The 17,222-nt window shown below is 71.3% G+C and carries 14 protein-coding genes; 4 read left to right on the plus strand and 10 right to left on the minus strand.

What is annotated here, in order from left to right:
* Positions 1-85 precede the first annotated feature (85 nt).
* Positions 86-1,474 (plus strand): PHB depolymerase family esterase, encoded by a 1,389-nt coding sequence (locus ABZU91_RS16160; protein WP_355240218.1) that lies wholly within the window; start codon positions 86-88, stop codon positions 1,472-1,474.
* Between the two features lie 68 nt (positions 1,475-1,542).
* On the opposite strand, the gene ABZU91_RS16165 is transcribed toward ABZU91_RS16160, so the two are convergent.
* From ABZU91_RS16165 to ABZU91_RS16175, 3 genes are all read right to left on the minus strand, one after another.
* A complete protein-coding gene (locus ABZU91_RS16165; protein WP_355240221.1) occupies positions 1,543-2,157 on the minus strand; it encodes a dihydrofolate reductase family protein in 615 nt (204 codons plus the stop codon).
* A gap of 183 nt (positions 2,158-2,340) precedes the next feature.
* Entirely contained in the window at positions 2,341-4,617 is a 2,277-nt protein-coding gene (gene katG, locus ABZU91_RS16170) for a catalase/peroxidase HPI (protein ID WP_355240224.1), read from the minus strand.
* Positions 4,614-5,069, minus strand: a complete 456-nt coding sequence (locus tag ABZU91_RS16175; protein ID WP_355240227.1) for a Fur family transcriptional regulator — start codon at positions 5,067-5,069, stop codon at positions 4,614-4,616. The genes katG and ABZU91_RS16175 overlap by 4 nt, the downstream gene beginning before the upstream one ends.
* A 485-nt stretch (positions 5,070-5,554) precedes the next feature.
* On the opposite strand from ABZU91_RS16175, the gene ABZU91_RS16180 reads away from it, so the two are divergent.
* A complete protein-coding gene (locus tag ABZU91_RS16180) occupies positions 5,555-6,607 on the plus strand; it encodes a glycoside hydrolase family 11 protein (RefSeq protein ID WP_355240229.1) in 1,053 nt (350 codons plus the stop codon).
* Between the two features lie 73 nt (positions 6,608-6,680).
* On the opposite strand, the gene ABZU91_RS16185 is transcribed toward ABZU91_RS16180, so the two are convergent.
* From ABZU91_RS16185 to ABZU91_RS16195, 3 genes are read right to left on the minus strand one after another with little or no spacing between them, the layout of a single operon-like run.
* A complete protein-coding gene (locus tag ABZU91_RS16185; RefSeq protein ID WP_355240232.1) occupies positions 6,681-8,420 on the minus strand; it encodes a multicopper oxidase family protein in 1,740 nt (579 codons plus the stop codon).
* On the minus strand, positions 8,417-8,869 hold the full coding sequence (locus ABZU91_RS16190; protein ID WP_355240235.1) for a DUF6220 domain-containing protein: 453 nt from the start codon (positions 8,867-8,869) through the stop codon (positions 8,417-8,419). The genes ABZU91_RS16185 and ABZU91_RS16190 overlap by 4 nt, the downstream gene beginning before the upstream one ends.
* 9 nt (positions 8,870-8,878) lie before the next feature.
* Positions 8,879-9,868 carry a carboxymuconolactone decarboxylase family protein gene (locus ABZU91_RS16195; RefSeq protein ID WP_355240238.1) on the minus strand — a complete coding sequence of 330 codons (990 nt, stop codon included), beginning with the start codon at positions 9,866-9,868 and terminating at the stop codon, positions 8,879-8,881.
* A gap of 144 nt (positions 9,869-10,012) precedes the next feature.
* On the opposite strand from ABZU91_RS16195, the gene ABZU91_RS16200 reads away from it, so the two are divergent.
* Positions 10,013-11,140, plus strand: coding sequence for a sensor histidine kinase (locus tag ABZU91_RS16200; RefSeq protein WP_355240241.1), 1,128 nt, complete (start codon positions 10,013-10,015; stop codon positions 11,138-11,140).
* A gap of 17 nt (positions 11,141-11,157) precedes the next feature.
* Complete coding sequence (locus ABZU91_RS16205; RefSeq protein ID WP_355240304.1) at positions 11,158-11,820, plus strand: response regulator transcription factor; 663 nt, start codon at positions 11,158-11,160, stop codon at positions 11,818-11,820.
* A gap of 35 nt (positions 11,821-11,855) precedes the next feature.
* On the opposite strand, the gene ABZU91_RS16210 is transcribed toward ABZU91_RS16205, so the two are convergent.
* The 4 genes from ABZU91_RS16210 to ABZU91_RS16225 all read right to left on the minus strand — a co-directional run bounded on the left by ABZU91_RS16210 (position 11,856) and on the right by ABZU91_RS16225 (position 17,217).
* Positions 11,856-14,855 carry a glycoside hydrolase family 95 protein gene (locus ABZU91_RS16210; RefSeq protein WP_355240244.1) on the minus strand — a complete coding sequence of 1,000 codons (3,000 nt, stop codon included), beginning with the start codon at positions 14,853-14,855 and terminating at the stop codon, positions 11,856-11,858.
* A 369-nt stretch (positions 14,856-15,224) separates the two neighbouring features.
* On the minus strand, positions 15,225-15,383 hold the full coding sequence (locus tag ABZU91_RS16215; protein WP_355240247.1) for a hypothetical protein: 159 nt from the start codon (positions 15,381-15,383) through the stop codon (positions 15,225-15,227).
* 53 nt (positions 15,384-15,436) lie between these two features.
* Entirely contained in the window at positions 15,437-16,627 is a 1,191-nt protein-coding gene (locus ABZU91_RS16220; RefSeq protein ID WP_355240250.1) for an MFS transporter, read from the minus strand.
* 98 nt (positions 16,628-16,725) lie between these two features.
* Entirely contained in the window at positions 16,726-17,217 is a 492-nt protein-coding gene (locus ABZU91_RS16225; protein WP_355240253.1) for a MarR family transcriptional regulator, read from the minus strand.
* Positions 17,218-17,222: the final 5 nt, after the last annotated feature.

Below are 17,222 nucleotides of genomic sequence, written 5' to 3' on the forward strand. Positions count from 1 at the left end.
CACCACGGGGAGTCGGGCGCACCCGTGACCGCACAGCGCGCGCGACCACACCCACCCCGCACAGGCGATCGAAGGAGTCATCCCCGTGAAGATTCGAAGGAAACTGCTGCTCGGCCTGGTCACGTCACTGGTGGCCGCCGGCCTGGTGGCCCCCGCGCTCCAACCCGCGTACGCCGCCTCGCTCACCGAGGTGACCACCTTCGGCGACAACCCGGGCCGGATGCGCATGCACGTCTACGTGCCGGACACCCGCCCGGCCAAGCCGGCGATCGTGGTGGCCATGCACGGCTGTGGTGGGTCCGGCCCCGGCTTCTACTCCGGCAGCGAGTTCGCCGCCCAGGCAGACCGGTACGGGTTCATCGTGATCTACCCGAGCGCGACCCAGCAGGCCGGCTTCGGCAACTGCTTCGACACCTGGTCGGACGCCGCCAAGCGCCGCAACGGCGGCAGCGATCCCGTGTCGATCATCTCGATGATCCGCTATGCGCAGCAGCAGTACGGTGGCGACCCCGACCGGGTGTACGCCACCGGCAGCTCGTCCGGCGGCATGATGACCAACCACATGCTGGCCCTGTACCCCGACGTGTTCAAGGCCGGCGCGGCGTTCATGGGAGTCCCCTACAACTGCTTCGCCAACGCGGCGGACTATCCGCCCGGAAGCAGCCAGTGCACTGGCGGAAACATGAACCGGACCCCACAGCAGTGGGGTGACGCCGTACGCGGGGCCTACCCCGGCTATTCCGGTCCCCGTCCCCGGGTGCAGTTGTGGCACGGCACCAGCGACACCCTCGTGCCGTACTCGCTGCTCCAGGAGACGATCGAGCAGTGGACCAACGTGTTCGGGCTCAGCCAGACACCGACCTCCACCGACACGCCGCAGGCCAACTGGAACCGCCGCCGGTACGCCGACGCCAACGGAACCGTCCAGGTCGAGGCGTACAGCATCCAGGGCGCGGGCCACAGCCTGCCGGCCGGCGGCATGGCCGCTGTCGCGGTCGCCTTCTTCGGCCTGACCACCCCGCCGAACCCGACCACGCCGCCGCCGAACCCGACCACGCCGCCGCCGAACCCGACGACGCCCCCGCCGAACCCGACCACGCCCCCGCCCAACCCGACGACCCCGCCGCCCAACCCGACCACTCCACCGCCGAGTTCCGGAGCGTGCCGGGTGGGCGTCGCCATCAACGCCTGGAACAGCGGCCTCACCGAGAACATCACCATCACCAACACCGGCACGAGTGCCGTCAACGGCTGGTCGCTCGTCTTCACCCTGCCCGGCGGCCAGAGCATCACCTCGGGCTGGAACGCGACCTACTCCCCCACGTCCGGTCAGGTGACGGCCCGCAACGCCTCCTACAACGCCAGCATCCCGCCGAACGGATCGGTGACGGTCGGCTTCCAGGCCACGCACACCGGCAACACCGCACAGCCGAGTTCGTTCACCCTCAACGGCGCGACCTGCACGGTCGCCTGAGCGACAGCGAGCCATTCCGACCAGGTCGAACCGGCCCCGCCGCTCGCCGGCGGCGGGGCCGGCCCGACTCAGTTTCCGGCGGGCACCTGGTCCACGACCTCGTCGTACCCGACCGCGCCGGGCGCCGCCGTCGGCGCGTAGATCACGCGGAGCACGCCCGTCGGGAAGGTCTCGGTCGAGACGACCCGCAGGTGGTACGGCGAATCGCCGTCGTCGAAGAGCCGGCGGCCCTTGCGCGCCGCCACGGGGTGCACCAGCAGACGCAGCTCGTCGACCAGGCCGGCGGCGAGGAGCTGCTGCACGACCGAGATCGACCCGGGGATGAGGATGCCCTTGATCCCGGAGTCGGCCTTGAGCGCGGCGACGGCCTCGGGGAGATCGCCGGCGATCAGCTCGGAGTTGCGCCAGGAGAAGTCCAGCGGCTGGCGGGAGACGACGACCTTGCGGACGTCACCGAGCTGCTTGGCGAACCCGGCGTCCTCGCCACCCGCGGCCTCCCGGTCGGGCCAGGCTCCGGCGAAGCTGTCGTAGGTGACCCGACCGATGAGCAGCACGTCGGACGTGTCGTAGTCCTCGGTGACGGCGCGGCCCATGTTCTCGTCGAAGTACGGGAAGTGCCAGTCGGGGTCGATCTCGGCGACGCCGTCGGCCGAGATGAACAGCGTGGAGATGACCTTCGCCATCGCGGTGCTCCTTTGCATGAGGTGCTGTCGGGCTCATAGACGGGCACAGCATCGCAAACTCGTACGACGGTTACCGCCCTCTGCGGCCGCGTGCCGCCGACCGATCGCTCCCGTGGGGTCTGCGGCACGAGACGCGAACGAGCCCCGGCCGATCGCGGCCGGGGCTCGTCAGGTGACGCAGGATCAGGCGATGTCGAACCGGTCCAGCTCCATGACCTTCGTCCAGGCGGCGACGAAGTCACGCACGAACTTCTCGCGCGCGTCCTGGCTGGCGTAGACCTCGGCGAGGGCGCGCAGCTGGGAGTTGGAGCCGAAGATGAGGTCGACCGCCGTGGCGGTCCACTTCACCTCGTCGGTGGTCAGGTCCCGGATCTCGTACACGTGCTCGTCGGACTCCGACGCCTTCCACCGGGTGCCCGGGGAGAGCAGGTTGGCGAAGAAGTCCCCGGTGAGCACGCCGGGCCGGTCGGTGAGGACGCCGTGCGACGCGCCGCCGACGTTGTTCCCGAGCGCGCGCAGGCCGCCGACGAGGACGGTCATCTCCGGTGCGCTCAGGTTCAGCATGTAGGCCCGGTCGATGAGCAGCACCTCCGGCTGGGTCTTCTCGCCGGCGCGCAGGTAGTTGCGGAAGCCGTCCGCGCGCGGCTCGAGGACCCGGAAGGAGTCGACGTCGGTCTGCTCCTGGGTGGCGTCGGTGCGGCCCGGCCGGAACGGCACGGTCACCTCGACGCCCCCGTCGCGCGCCGCCTTCTCGACGGCGGCCGAGCCGGCCAGCACGATCAGGTCGGCGAGCGAGACCTTCGCCCCGCCGGCGGCGTTGAACTCCTGCTGGATGCCCTCCAGCGTGCTCAGGACGGTCGCCAGCTGCTCCGGCTGGTTGACCTCCCAGCTGCGCTGCGGCTCCAGGCGGATGCGCGCGCCGTTGGCGCCGCCGCGCTTGTCGGTGTGGCGGAAGCTCGCGGCGGAGGCCCAGGCGGTGGAGACCAGCTGCTCGACCGTGAGGCCCGAGTCGAGGACCTTCGCCTTGAGGGCGGCGATGTCGGCGTCGCCCACCAGCTCGTGGTCGACGGCCGGTACCGGGTCCTGCCACAGCTGCGGCTCGGCGACCCACGGTCCGAGGAAGCGCTCGATCGGACCCATGTCGCGGTGCAGCAGCTTGTACCAGGCCTTGGCGAAGGCCAGCGCGAACTGGTCCGGGTTCTCCAGGAAGCGGCGCGAGATCTTCTCGTACGCCGGGTCGACGCGCAGCGACAGGTCGGTCGTGAGCATCGTCGGCTTGTACTTCTTCGACGGGTCGAACGGGTCCGGGATGATCTCCTCGGCGTCCTTGGCGACCCACTGCTTCGCGCCACCGGGGCTGGTGGTCAGCTCCCACTCGTACCCGAACAGGATCTCGAAGAAGCGGTTGCTCCACTGCGTCGGCACGTCGGTCCACGTCACCTCGAGGCCACTGGTGATCGCGTCGGCGCCCTTGCCGGTGCCGTGGGTGCTCAGCCAGCCCAGGCCCTGCGCCTCGATCGGGGCACCCTCGGGCTCCGGACCCACGTGGTTGTCGGCGACACCGGCGCCGTGGGTCTTGCCGAAGGTGTGACCACCGGCGATGAGGGCGACGGTCTCCTCGTCGTTCATCGCCATCCGGCCGAAGGTCTCGCGGATGAAGTGCGCCGCCGCGGCCGGGTCCGCGTTGCCGCGGGGGCCTTCCGGGTTGACGTAGATGAGGCCCATCTCGGTCGAGCCGACGCCGGCCGCCATCTCCTTCTCGGAGGAGTACCGCTCGTCGCCCAGCCAGGTGTCCTCCGGGCCCCAGAAGATCTCCTCGGGCTCCCACACGTCCTCACGACCGAAGCCGAAGCCGAAGGTCTTGAACCCCATCGACTCCAGGGCCACGTTGCCGGCGAGCACCAGCAGGTCGGCCCAGGAGATCTGCTGGCCGTACTTCTGCTTGACCGGCCACAGCAGGCGACGGGCCTTGTCCAGGTTGGCGTTGTCCGGCCAACTGTTGAGCGGGGCGAACCGCTGGCCGCCGTCGCCGGCGCCACCGCGGCCGTCCTCGATGCGGTAGGTGCCCGCGGCGTGCCAGCTCATCCGGATCATCAGACCGCCATAGTGGCCGAAGTCGGCCGGCCACCAGTCCTGCGAGGTGGTGAGGACCTCGGTGATGTCCCGCTTGAGGGCCTCGACGTCGAGCTTGGCGAACTCCTTGGCGTAGCTGAAGTCCGGTCCGAGCGGGTTGCCCTTGGACGAGTGGGCGTGCAGGACCGAGAGGTCGAGCTGGTTGGGCCACCAGTCCCGGTTGGTGCGCGGACGACCACCGGTCTTCGGGGTCGGCGAGTCGATCGCCGGGTTCTCGCTCTCACTGCCCTGCGCGGTGACCGAGTCGTGCGCGACCGGGCAGCCGGCCGCGGCCTTCTGGTCCACGCCCTGCGCGCTGATGGGGCCGTTGTCCTGGGTGTCGCTCATGTACTTCCTTCCGAACTGGCGGATCGCTGGGAGGTGCGGTCGGCTGCGCAATCGGGGCAGATGCCCCAGTAGACAACCTCCGCCTCGTCGACCACGAAGCCGTGGTCGTTCGAGGCGGTGAGACAGGGTGCGTGGCCGACGGCACACTCGACGTCGGCGATGGCGCCGCAGGAGCGGCACACGACATGGTGGTGGTTGTCCCCCACCCGTGACTCGTAGCGGGCGGTCGCGCGGGCGGGCTGGATGCGCCGCACCAGGCCCGCGTCGGTGAGCGCGCGCAGCACGTCGTACACCGCTTGGTGGGAGATGGTGGGATGCTCCGCCCGGACCAGCGCGATCACCGTGTCGGTGTCGACGTGGGGGTGATCCCGCAGCACCGCGAGCACGGCCAGCCGGGGTCGCGTCACTCGCAACGAGACCCCTCTCAGCTGCGCTTCGAGGTCGGGCACCACGGGCTGCACACTAGCTCACTTTTTTGGAACGAATCAAGTTTTCGGCCACCGGCGCGTCGGCGTGGCGCACCTTCCACCTCCGGTTCATCCGGCGGCAGGTCCGGAAAGTCTCCGGAAGTTCCGAGCAACATTCATCAGATGTTGCCGCCGGGCCGGCCGGTCGGCGCCGGCCCGGCCACCCCCTCTGATCGACTTCTGACCTCGACAGATGCTTTTCGTCGCGAGCATGGCGACGGGTTCACCGCTGCCGTCACCCTTCCGGAAAATGTTGACAAGTGGACGACCGGCTCAATACCGTCCACATCGACGGCATTCAATTGCCGCCACCGCTCGCACCGCGACTGCCGCCTCCGGTCGTCGTGCGGGACATCCGGTCAACCACCACCACGCGGTACGACGCCGTGGCCGTCACGAACACCCGACAGCCCAACGGTCGTACCGCACCGCTGGCCTCGTGCCAGCCGTGACGAGGAGGAAACACCTCAATGATCGACACCGAGCACACCCCCACCGCAGCGCCGAGGCGCGGCCGCTTGCGGCTGCTCCTCGGCGCCGCCTGTGCGGTCGTCCTGGCCATCACCGGGACGGTCACGGCCACCAGCGCGTACGCCGAGGCCGACCGGACGCTCACCTCGAGCCTGACCGGCACGCACAACGGCTACTACTTCTCGTTCTGGAAGGACGGCGGCAACGCCAGCATGACGCTGCGCGAAAACGGCCGGTACTCCAGCAGTTGGGACCGGAGCACCAACAACTGGGTCGGCGGCAAGGGCTGGGCCACCGGCTCGCGGCGGACGGTCAGCTACTCGGCCAACTACAACCCGGGGAACAACAACACGTACCTCGCCCTGTACGGATGGACGCGCAACCCGCTCATCGAGTACTACGTGGTGGAGAACTTCGGCAGCTACAACCCGAGCAACGGCGCCACCCGGTTGGGCACGGTCACCACCGACGGCGGCACCTACGACATCCTGCGCAGCCTGCGGACCAACGCCCCGTCGATCGACGGCAACCAGACGTTCTACCAGTACTGGAGCGTCCGTCAGAACAAGCGCTCGAGTGGCACCATCACCACCGCCAACCACTTCGACGCCTGGGCCCGCGCCGGCCTGAACCTCGGCACCAACCACGCCTACCAGATCATGGCCACCGAGGGCTACCAGAGCGCCGGCAGCTCCGACGTGACAGTGCAGGAGGGTGGCGGCGGCAACCCGACCTCCGGGCCGACCTCCGGGCCGACCTCCGGACCCACCACCGGCAACCCGGGCGGCGGCAACTGCACCGCGACGCTCTCCGCCGGCCAGCAGTGGGGTGACCGGTTCAACCTGAACGTCGCGGTCAGCGGCACCAGCAACTGGATCGTCAGTCTCGGCCTCAACGGCGGTCAGAGCATCCAGAACAGCTGGAACGCGTCCGTCAGCGGCACCAGCGGGACCGTGACGGCCCGGCCGAACGGCAACGGCAACAACTTCGGCATCACGGTCATGGCCAACGGCAACTGGACCTGGCCGACGATCACCTGTCGCACCAGCTGACGCACTCTCCACCACACCGCACGGTCCGGCCCCCGCCGCCACGCGACGGGGGCCGGACTGTGCGCACCGGCTCTCACGAGTACAGGAGGTGCAGCATCATCCCGGCGTCGGCGTGGCCCAGGTTGTGGCAGTGGTTGGCCCACATTCCCGGGTTGTCGGCTCGGAACGCCACCTCCCACACCTCGCCGGGCCGGACGTCGAACGAATCCAGCCAGAGCGGACTTCCGGCCGCCGGCCGACGGTCACGGGACAGCACGAGGACGTGATGGCCGTGCAGGTGCCACGGGTGCACGGCCTGCGACCGGTTGACGATCGTGAACCGGACGACGTCCCCTCGGCGGACGACCTGCGGCGGGATGTCCGGAGCGGCCGCGCCGTTGACGGTGTGGGCGTACCGCGGGAGCAGTCCGCGCAGGTCCAGGCCACGATCGAGGACCAGGGTGAACGTCCGGTCGAATCGGGACCAGGGCACCGCCGCCGGCTGGCCATAGGTGAGCGGATCGAGTACGGGCCACCCGCCGGTCTCCGTCGACACCACGCCTGTCGAGTAGACCCGGCGTCCGTCGACGTCCAGCGCCACCGGTGTGTCAGCAGCGGTGAACACCAGGTCGTAGCGGCCCCCGGCCGGGATCAGCACGGCGGTGTCCCGCAGCGACGTCGCGCCGCTCAGCTCGTAGCCGTCGATCGCGGCGACCTGGAAGGCGGTTCCGGCCAATGCGTAGCGGTGCGTCGTGCTGTCGGTGTTGATCAACCGCAGCCGCACCGGGACGCCGGCGGCGACCTGCTCCACCTTCGCGTCCGGCAGCGGACGACCCGCCAGGGTGTGCACCGGCACGCTCACGTCGAGGCCGTTCGTCGGCCCGGGGCGCACCACCAGGACGCCGTACAGGCCCATCCGGACACCGACGTCCGAGACCGAGTGGGTGTGGTACCAGTACGTGCCGGCCTGGTCGGCGCGGAACCGGTAGACGAACTCCTGTCCCGGCAGCACCGCCGACTGCGTCACCCCGGGCACCCCGTCCTGATCATTCGGCACGTCGTACCCGTGCCAGTGCAGGGTGACGCCCCGCCCGATGTCCCGGTTGCGCAGCGTCACCTCCAGCACGTCGCCCACCGTGGCGGTCAACTCCGGCCCGGGCACCTGCGCGTCGAACGCCCACGCGGCGACGTCGTGGCCGCCCACGCTCACCGTGGTGGTACCGGCCGTCAGGGTGAACCGCCGGGTGGGTTCGTCGGGAATCCGCGCCTGCGGGTACGCGTGGTCGTGGGGTGCGGCGGGAGCGGCGCCCGGGGCGACGGCCAGGCCGGTCCCGGCCAGCAGCGCCGCGACCGCCACCGCGACGGCCGCCCGGGACACCGTCCGGGACGGGCGCGCGTCGATCAGACGCCACGAGACCGCCGTGGCCGTGACGACCCCGGCGACCGCAAGCAGCCCCGCCGACGCCGACACCGGATAGCCGTGCAGGACCGTCACGAGCAGGGCGCCGCTCACGGCGTACCCGGAGAAGAGGAGCGGGACCGCGACGGTCCGGATGTCGTCGGCGGCCCGCAGCAGCCGCGGCCCGGCGACGGCGACCGCCGCGAGCGACAGCGGCGCGGCGATGACGACCTTCTCCGCGACGAACCACCAGCCGACGCGCGCGAGCGCGAGCACTGTCGTCGCGCGGGCGAGCGTGGCCAGCAGGGCGACGGCGGCCAGCCCGAGTGCCAGGGGCCGCCGACGGGCGGCCGCAGCGGCCCCGCCGCCCAGCCATCCGACGGCGGCCAGGATCGCCAGCACGAGGTCCGCCGCGAGCAGCGAGGCGGTGGTCATGCCGGTTCCCCTTCCGGTACGACCGCCAGCGCGTCGCCCCCCGGCGCCCCGGCGGCCAGCCGGCGCGCTCCGCGCAGGACGCCGACCACGACGTGCACCGCGACGATGCCGTTGACCGCGTGCAGCCCACCGACGATCAGGCCGAACGGCGTGCTGACGCCGACGGCGTCGGTGCCGGCGTTGGCGAGCATGGCGAGCAGCGCCTGCACGACCACCAGACCGAGCGGCAGGATCGCCAGGGCGATGAGTCGACCCGGCGCCCTTGCCAGCGCCGCGAGCAGCGCGGTGAGCAGGGTGAGGACCGGGATGACCGCCATGCCGTTGATGCTGTGCAGGGCGTACGCGCCGTCGTCCGCGGGCTTGGTGAACCCGCCGACGGCAGCGAAGACGAACTGGAGGGCGAACGCGGCGAGGAGCAGGCCGCTGCTGACGACGAATGCCTTACGCATGCCGACCTCCTAGAGATGCGCCGAGGAGAGCGCCCGGGCGACGTGGTCGGTGGCCGTGATCGCGCCGTACGCCACCAGGCGGACCAGGTCGGCGTCGGCGGGGTGCGACAGCCTCCACAGGGCGACGTCGCCCGGGCTCACCGCGCTGGGCGCGAACGCCGACAGCAACGCGATCCGCGTCCCGACGCGGTCCCGGCCGGGCACATCCCGGACGAGGTCGACGGCCCAGTCGGCGGGCCGAGCCGGGAACCGCCCGTCCTCCCAGCGCACGGTGGCCGTCACGGTCTGGCGAGCAACGTCGCCCAGCAGTTCACCGCCCCGGCTGGCGGCGTCCCGCAACGCGGCGTACGCGATCCCGACCGGGCTGTCCCCGGCCCAGGCCGGCGACGGCGTCCCCGGGGCATCCAGGAGCGGAAGACTGCGTCCGGGTTCCTTCCGCTCCCGGGCCGACCTGGCGTACAGCCGGCCACCCACCGAGCGCACCAGCGGGGCGCGTTGCAGGCCGCCGGGGAGCAGGTCGGGGTCGAGCAACGCCGAGACGACCCGGTTGACGAAGTGGAAGGCGAGCAGGGTGCCGGTGACCTCGGGGCCGTACGGACTCGTCCAGCCGCCGGCACGGGGGCTGCGGCTGGCCTCGGCCCAGCGGGCGAGTTCGGCGTGCCTCGGCTCGGGCGGCGTCTCGCCCCGGGCGACGACCTCGGCCAGCCCGTGCTCGCCGAGGGCGTGCAGCAGCAGCACGTGGGCGTCGAGGCAGAACCGACAGCGGTTGGCCCGGGACACCACCGCCGCGACGAGTTCACGGTCGACCCGGGACGTGTCACCGGCGAGCAGGGCCTCGCGCAGCAGCGACCACGTCGCGGTCAGCACCTCGGGCACGGCCGAGAGCGCCTGGAAGGTGGGCAACGGTCCGAGGAAGTCGTCGCGTAGCTGCTGGTAGACCTCCGCGGTGCGGCCGGTGGCCGCCCTGGTGGGAGCGGGTGTGCAGAAGCGGTATGTCATGCGGTCGATGCTTGCCGCGGCGGCCCGGGAAAACGTCGTGCCGCCGCAGACACTTCACCGGACCCGGATACCGCGCCCGTGGTACGTCTGATCTACCGCGCGCGCGGGATGCTCCACCAACGACGGCCGTTCTACAGTGCGACCATGCGCCGTGACCTGCCGTACGTCCTCAGCGGCCTCGCCCTCGGCGGTCTCCTGCTCGGCAACGCCGCGCTCGCACCGGACGCCGCGACGGTCGGGGCGCTCGATGTCGCCCTGGTCCTCGTCATGGCCGCGGCTCTCGGGGTGTGCCGGCGGCATCCGGTGCTCGCGCTGGGCGTGGTGACCGTCGCCATGCTGGCCCTGCACGTCCGGGTGCACTCGGGGGTGTCGGCCGCCTTCCCCGTCCTCGGCGTCGTCTACGTGACCGCCTGGCGGGGGCACCGGTCGGCGGCCGCCGTGGCCAGCGTCGCCTTCCTCGGTGGCTTCCTGGCCCGCGACGTCTCGGTGGCCCCGGTCGAGCGTCCGAACCAGCTGATCGTCGAGCGGACGGCCCTGCTGCTGGGATGGTTCGTGGCGGCCAACGTCGCCGGGCTGGTCGGTCGGCAACGCCGGGCCTACCTGGAACAGGTCGAACAGCGGGCCGTCGAGGCCGAGCGCACCCGCGAGGAGGTGGCGTTGCGGCGCGCCGGCGAGGAGCGGCTGCGCATCGCCCGCGACCTGCACGACTCCCTGACGCACAGCATCTCGGTGATCAAGGTGCAGGCCGGGATCGCCGTGCACCTGGCCCGCAAGCACGGCGAGGAGCCGTCGGCCACGCTGCTGGCGATCCAGGAGGCCAGCGCCGCCGCGATGCGGGAACTGCGCACCACCCTGGACGTCCTGCGCGCGCCCGACGACGAGCGCGTCGGACTGGCCCGGGTGGACGAACTCGCCGAGCGGACCCGGGCGGTCGGCGTACCGGTCCAGGTGACCGTCGCCGGCCGGCCCCGGAGCCTGCCGGACGAGGTCGACCAGGCCGGCTACCGGGTCGTCCAGGAGGCCCTGACCAACGTGGCCCGGCATGCCGGCCCGGCGACCGCGCACGTCCACGTCGAGTACGCCCCGGCCGGGCTGACCGTCGCGGTCACCGACGACGGGCGGGCGTCGCCGGCCCAGCCACCGACACCGGGAGTGGGACTGCGCGGCATGCGGGAGCGGGTCACCGGACTGGGCGGCACGTTGCTGGCCACCGCCCAGGACGACCACGGGTTCACGGTGCGGGCGACGTTCCCGCTAAACGAGCCGGCATGACCGGGCGGTCGCATCCGATGATCCGGGTCCTGCTCGCCGACGACCAGGCGCTGATGCGGGCCGGCTTCCGGGCGCTGCTGGCCGCCGAGGACGACCTGGAGGTCGTCGGCGAGGCCACCGACGGCAGGTCGGCCGTACAACTCGCGCGACGTCTGCGCCCGGATGTCGTGCTGATGGACGTGCAGATGCCCGGACTCGACGGGATCGAGGCGACCCGACGGATCGCCGCCGACCCCGACCTCGCCGCGATCCGCATCCTCATCCTGACCAACTACGGGCTCGACTCCTACGTCTTCGCCGCACTCCGCGCGGGGGCGAGCGGGTTCCTCCTCAAGGACGCCGACCCCGCCGACCTGTTGCAGGCCGTCGCCGTCGTGGCCCGTGGCGACGCGCTGCTCGCGCCGGCCGTGACCCGTACGCTGATCAGCGAGTTCGTGGCCGGGCCACCGCCGGCGGTGCCGGCCGCCGGTCGGGACGTGCTGACCGCCCGCGAACAGGAGATGGTCGAGCTGGTCGCCCGAGGGCTGACGAACGACGAGATCGCCCTGCGGATGGTGATCAGTCCGTTGACCGCCAAGACGCACGTCAACCGGGCGATGACGAAGCTGCACTGCCGGGACCGCGCCCAGTTGGTCGTGTGGGCGTACGAATCGGGACTGGTCACGCCGCGCCGCCGGTGACCGTGCCGTCACCGGCGACGCGGCGCGAGCCGGTGTCAGGACCCGATCGCGATGGCGAAGACGTGCATCGTCGGCACGTTCGCCGCGGCCCGTGCGCTGATGTTGGGCAGCACGACCTGGGTCACCGCCTTGCTCTGCAGCGCGACGCCCACGTAGTAGACGCAGGCCGCCGTGGCCTGGCGACCGTTGTTGGGCCGGTTCTGGTACGCGGAAACGACGGCGGCGGTCGCGCCGGACACTGGGCCGCCGTACCAGTCGGGTGTGCTGAGCGTGAACGTCTGGCGCGTGCCGTCCGCGTACACCACCGTGCCGGTGCCCGAGACCGCGCCGTAGGTGCCGGTGATCAGGAAGCCGAGGGTGCTCCCGGTGCCGCTGATGCCGATGGTCTGGCCCGAGGCGATGGCGTTGTCGGCCGTGCCGGGGCTGACGTTGGGCCAGCGGAAGTTCACACCGTTGCGGCTCACCGTGCTGCCCGGGCTGGCACCGGCCTGCGCCAGGGCCTGCGCCGAGAGGGAGGCCCCGTTGCCGTCGAAGTTGCCGACGTTGGTGTTGCTGTCGTTGGTGATACCCGCGTTGGTGAAGCTCTGCTCCAGCGTCGGCGTGGCGGCGCCCGTACTGGTGACCCGGTAGGTGCGTCCCGCCTGCACGGTGACCTCGACCAGGTCGGACTCGACCCGGGTGACCCGGGGCGATGTCCCGTCGGCGGTGTCGACGACGCTGACGGTGCCGGTCAGGAACCGCGACCGCAGCCGGACGGTGCCGGCACGGTCCGGTCGCACGAGCACCTCGGTGGCCGCGCCGCTCGCCCACGTGATGCTGACCGTGTGCCCACCACGACCCCGCAGGCCGGTCACCCGTCCGCTGGGCCAGGCCGGCGGCAGCGCGGGCAGGATGTGCAGCTCACCGATGTGGCTCTGGAGCAGCATCTCGGCGATGCCGGCGGTGGCACCGAAGTTGCCGTCGATCTGGAAGGGCGGGTGCAGGTCGAACATGTTGGGGGCGAGCCGGGCGGTGGTGGCGAGGTAGCGGATCAGGTCGTGGGCCCGCTTGCCCTCCTCCATCCGCGCCCAGAAGTTGATTTTCCAGGCCAGCGACCAGCCGGTGCCGTCGTCGCCGCGCAGCGCCAGGGTCCGCCGGGCGGCCTCGAACAACTGTGGGGTGCCGCGCTTGGTGATCTGGTTGCTGGGAGCCAGTCCGTACAGGTGCGAGATGTGCCGGTGGTTGGGCTCGGTCTCCACCCAGTCGTAGAGCCACTCCATGATGTTGCCGCGCGAGCCGACCTTCATCGGTGGGAGGCGGTCCCGGGTGGCCCGTACCTGGGCCCGGAAGGTGCTGTCCACGTCGAGGATCTCGCTCGCGCGGGCGACGCCGTCGAAGAGGTCCCGCAGGATCTGGTTGTCCATCGTGGGTCCGGCGCACACGCTGGCGTTGGAGTGGTGGCTCAGCTCCGGTGAGTTCGACGGGTTGGTGACCAGGTAACCGAGGGTCGGCTCGGTCACCAGGGTGTTGAGGAAGAACTGCGCGGCGCCCTTCATGGCCGGGTAGTTCGTCCGCAGGAACTCGATGTCACCGTTGAACAGGTAGTGGTCCCAGATCAACGTGGACAGCCAGGCGCCACCGGTCTGCCACATGCCCCAGAACGCGCCGTCGACGACCGCGGTGGCCCGCCACGCGTCGGTGTTGTGGTGGGTGACCCAGCCACTGGCGGAGCCGTACTGCACCTGGGCGGTCCGCGCTCCGGCGACGGCGAGCTCCCTGACCATGTCGAAGACCGGGTTGTGGCACTCGGCGAGGTTGGTGGTGTTGGCCGGCCAGTAGTTCATCGGCAGGTTGGCGTTGATCGTGTACTTCGAGTCCCAGGACGGGGTCAGCGAGTCGTTCCAGATGCCCTGGAGGTTCGCCGGCTGGGTGCCGGGCCGCGACGACGAGATCAGCAGGTACCGACCGAACTGGAACAGCAGCGCCGAGAACTGCGGATCGTTGACGCTGTTGTGCTGGGCGATCCGGACATCCGTCGTCTGGTCGGCCGCGGAGGTGCGGCCCAGGTCCAGGGTGACCCGACCGAACAGCGCCTGGTAGTCGGCGACGTGCCGGGTGCGCAACTGGTCGTAGCTGTAGGCGCGCGCCGCGCTCAGACGCTGCCGCGCGATGCCCCCGTAGTCGCCACCGACGTTGCGGTAGTTGACGTAGCTGGAGCCGATCGAGATCAACAGGACCACGCTGGTGGCGTTGGTGACCCGCAGGGTGCCGCCCGAGCTGGACACGCTGCCGCCGGTGACGGTGGCGTTGGCCAGGGCGAGGAAGCGGACCTGACCGGTGACGCCCTCCTGGCTGCCGGAGACGCCGTCGAGGCCGATCGTCGTGCCGTCCGGACTGGACACCGTCGTGCGCTGCGGGCTGTCGAAGGTGGCGGTGAAGCTGATCGAGGTGGCGCGGTCGGCGGTCAGCCGCATCGCGATGACCTGGTCCGGCGCGCTCGCGAAGACCTCACGCTGGTAGCGGATGCCGTTCAGGACGTACGACGTCGTGGCGGTCGCGGTGGTGAGGTCGAGGGTGCGGTTGTGCTGGGACGCTCCGCTGGCCGAGCCGAAGGCGAGCCGGAGGTTGCCGACGGTCTGGTACGCCAACTGGCCGCCCGGGTTGCCCATCATGGTCTGGTTGATCAGATCCTGGGCCTGGGTCCACTGGTTGGCGTTGACCAGTCGCCGGATCTCCGGCAGAGCGGCGGCGCCTCTGGTGTTGCTCGGGTCGTGCGGGCCGCCGGCCCAGACGGTGTCCTCGTTGAGCTGAAGTCGCTCGGTGTCGACGTTGCCGAACACCATGGCACCGAGTCGACCGTTGCCGATCGGCAGGGCGCGCAGCCAGTCCGTGCCGGCGCCCTCGTCGTACCAGAGGGCGAGGTCGTTGGCCGCCAGCACCTGCGGCGGCGCGACGGAGTCGGCGTTGGCGGTCGCCGTCCACGGCAGCGGCAGCAGGGCGCCACCCGCGCCGGCCGCACCGATCTTGAGGGCCTGCCGCCGGGTCAGGTCTGACATCGATCCTCCAAACGGTGACCGATACGGCCACCCAAGCGCGACAACGACGACCCCCGATAGTGGATCCGCGCGGTGGCACCGACCGTGCAGCGCAGGTCGTAGGCAGACCCGTGGACGACCAAACGTCCGATGTGTTTCGGGAAGATTACTCCGGCGTCACGCAATAGGCAACGGTCGATCGCTGCTGGATCACCGCCGCCCGGCGGCCCGGCCCCTGTCGGCCGAGGCCCGGCCCGATCGGAAGCGTGCTGCGGATCGACAGACACGACGACGGCACGCGTCAGACAATCGGTTCCACATACATTCGATGATTACGGCAGCCGCACCCGCGACGGCCTCGGTGGACCGGCGGGCGCGGCGGGGCGTCGCTCACTCCGGCAGCGTCGCCCCGGACTCCTCGGCCACCAGGTACGTCGCGTACCAGTCGGGCCAGTTCTCGTCCCGCTCGCCGGTACGCTCCTCGTGCGCGCCGTGGGCGGCCGCCGCGCGCCGCAGCGCGCCCGCCAGGTCGATCACCTCGACCACCACCGACGATCACCACGCTACGTCCCGCGCCTCGCCGAGGTACGGCGTTCGAGGCATCAGCCAGGTGCCGCCCGCGTCGCCCGGCGCAGCCCGAACAGGGCGACGAGCGCGAGGAGGATGACGGCGACGGAGTACTCGTCGGCCGTCCGCGGGAGCCCTCCGCCGTACACCACGAGAAAGCCGGCGATAACGGTGGGGAGGCCGAACCCGACGTAACAGACGACGTAGAGCAGCGACAGCACGCTGGCGCGTTCGTGCGCCCCGACCAGCGGCATGATCGTCTTGAGGCTGCCCTGGAACCCGCCGCCGAAGCCGACTCCGCCGAGCGCGAGACCGACGAAGAACCCGGGTACGGACTCGGCCATGACCGCGACCACCGTGACGACCATGCCCAGGATGAGGGCGACGATCCCGGTCAGGATCACCCGCCGCGCCGGGGTGTCCCGCAGCACCAGGACGGCAACCGACCCGAAGAGCGCGAAGACGAAGAGGACCAGACCGGCGACCACGATCGACGGTTCCATCAGACTGTGCACGAGCGCCGGGCCGAGCGCGCCGAAGAAGCCGGCCAACGCCCAGACCGCGAACAGCACCGGGGCGACGACCAGCACCGGTCCGCGTACGGGGCGCGGCAGCCTGATCTCCGGTCGCAGACTGCGCCGCGCGCCCGCCATCCGCGTGACGGTCTCCGGCATCAGCGCGACCCCGACGGCCTGGATCAGCAGGACCGCGACGAGGACGACGTACACCAGCCGGGTCGGCGCGGGTAGGTAGCGGATGAGCAGCGCCGAGAGCAGGGCGCCGCTGCCGGTGCCGAGACCGGGGGCGATCGAGTTCGCGAGCGTCCCGCGGGCACGGTCGATGTCGAGCATGGCCGCGCCGACGGCTCCCGTGGCGGCACCCGCCGCGAGTCCCTGCACGAGGCGGGCGACCACCAGCGCGGGAACACCGTTGGCGAGGATGAAGACCACCAGCGCGAGGATCTGCACGGCGATCGCGGCAGCCAGGACCGGTCGCCGGCCGACGTGGTCGGAGAGCTTGCCGAAGGTGAGCAGGGATGCCAGCACCGCGAGCGCGTAGACCGCGAAGACGGCGGTGGTCGTGACCGGCGAGAAGTGCCAGCGCTCCTGGTAGATCCCGTAGAGCGGGGTCGGCGCCGCCGAGGCGGCCAGGAACGACACGAGGATCGACGCCAGCAGCACCAGGGAGGCGTTCGGCGCGAGTCGCGCCCGCCCCGCGATCGACATGTCGGTACTCCTCGTGCTGCCCGGCGGGCGTCGGGCTCGACGGCCGCAGCGGCGTACCCGATGTGCCGCCCTCCATGCGCCGACGCGGCGCGTGCGGACTACGCGTCGTCGCGCGGCCCGAGGTGCTCGCGCAGCGCCGCCGCGATGTCGCCGGCCGCGCGGAGCTGGTCCGGAGTGAGGGCGTCGACGAACAGCTCCCGGATGGTGCGCAGATGCCCGAAGGTGGCCCGCTGGAACGCCTCGGCCCCGACCGGGGTGAGGAGCACCTGCGACCCACGCGGGACGGTCGCGCACTCCTCGCGACGGATGAGCCCGCGTCGTTCCATCCGGCCCAGGTGGTGCGAGAGCCGGCTCCGCTCCCACCCGATGTGTGCGGCGAGGGCGGAGGAGCGCATCCGTGACTCCGGCGCCTCGGTGAGCGCGAGCAGGACGGCGTAGTCGCCCGACGAGAGGGAAGAGTCGACCTGGAGACGTGACCCGACCCGGGAGGTGAGGATCTCCGTCGTCTCGACGAAGTTCCGCCAGATCCGCAGCTCCTCCATCGTCGGCAGCTGGCGGCCCCTCCGCCGCTCGGGTGTGGCGTCGACCATTGAAA

It is taken from the genome of Micromonospora sp. NPDC005174 (genome assembly GCF_040608495.1).
Taxonomy (GTDB): Bacteria; Actinomycetota; Actinomycetes; order Mycobacteriales; family Micromonosporaceae; genus Micromonospora.

What these genes read in the sequence shown, in the direction of transcription:
- ABZU91_RS16165 (WP_355240221.1), bottom strand. Translation starts at nt 2,157, where the DNA reads ATGGCGAAGGTCATCTCCACGCTGTTCATCTCGGCCGACGGCGTCGCC.
- katG (WP_355240224.1), bottom strand. Translation starts at nt 4,617, where the DNA reads ATGAGCGACACCCAGGACAACGGCCCCATCAGCGCGCAGGGCGTGGAC.
- ABZU91_RS16180 (WP_355240229.1), top strand. Translation starts at nt 5,555, where the DNA reads ATGATCGACACCGAGCACACCCCCACCGCAGCGCCGAGGCGCGGCCGC.
- ABZU91_RS16185 (WP_355240232.1), bottom strand. Translation starts at nt 8,420, where the DNA reads ATGACCACCGCCTCGCTGCTCGCGGCGGACCTCGTGCTGGCGATCCTG.
- ABZU91_RS16190 (WP_355240235.1), bottom strand. Translation starts at nt 8,869, where the DNA reads ATGCGTAAGGCATTCGTCGTCAGCAGCGGCCTGCTCCTCGCCGCGTTC.
- ABZU91_RS16195 (WP_355240238.1), bottom strand. Translation starts at nt 9,868, where the DNA reads ATGACATACCGCTTCTGCACACCCGCTCCCACCAGGGCGGCCACCGGC.
- ABZU91_RS16200 (WP_355240241.1), top strand. Translation starts at nt 10,013, where the DNA reads ATGCGCCGTGACCTGCCGTACGTCCTCAGCGGCCTCGCCCTCGGCGGT.
- ABZU91_RS16205 (WP_355240304.1), top strand. Translation starts at nt 11,158, where the DNA reads ATGATCCGGGTCCTGCTCGCCGACGACCAGGCGCTGATGCGGGCCGGC.
- ABZU91_RS16210 (WP_355240244.1), bottom strand. Translation starts at nt 14,855, where the DNA reads ATGTCAGACCTGACCCGGCGGCAGGCCCTCAAGATCGGTGCGGCCGGC.
- ABZU91_RS16220 (WP_355240250.1), bottom strand. Translation starts at nt 16,627, where the DNA reads ATGTCGATCGCGGGGCGGGCGCGACTCGCGCCGAACGCCTCCCTGGTG.
- ABZU91_RS16225 (WP_355240253.1), bottom strand. Translation starts at nt 17,217, where the DNA reads ATGGTCGACGCCACACCCGAGCGGCGGAGGGGCCGCCAGCTGCCGACG.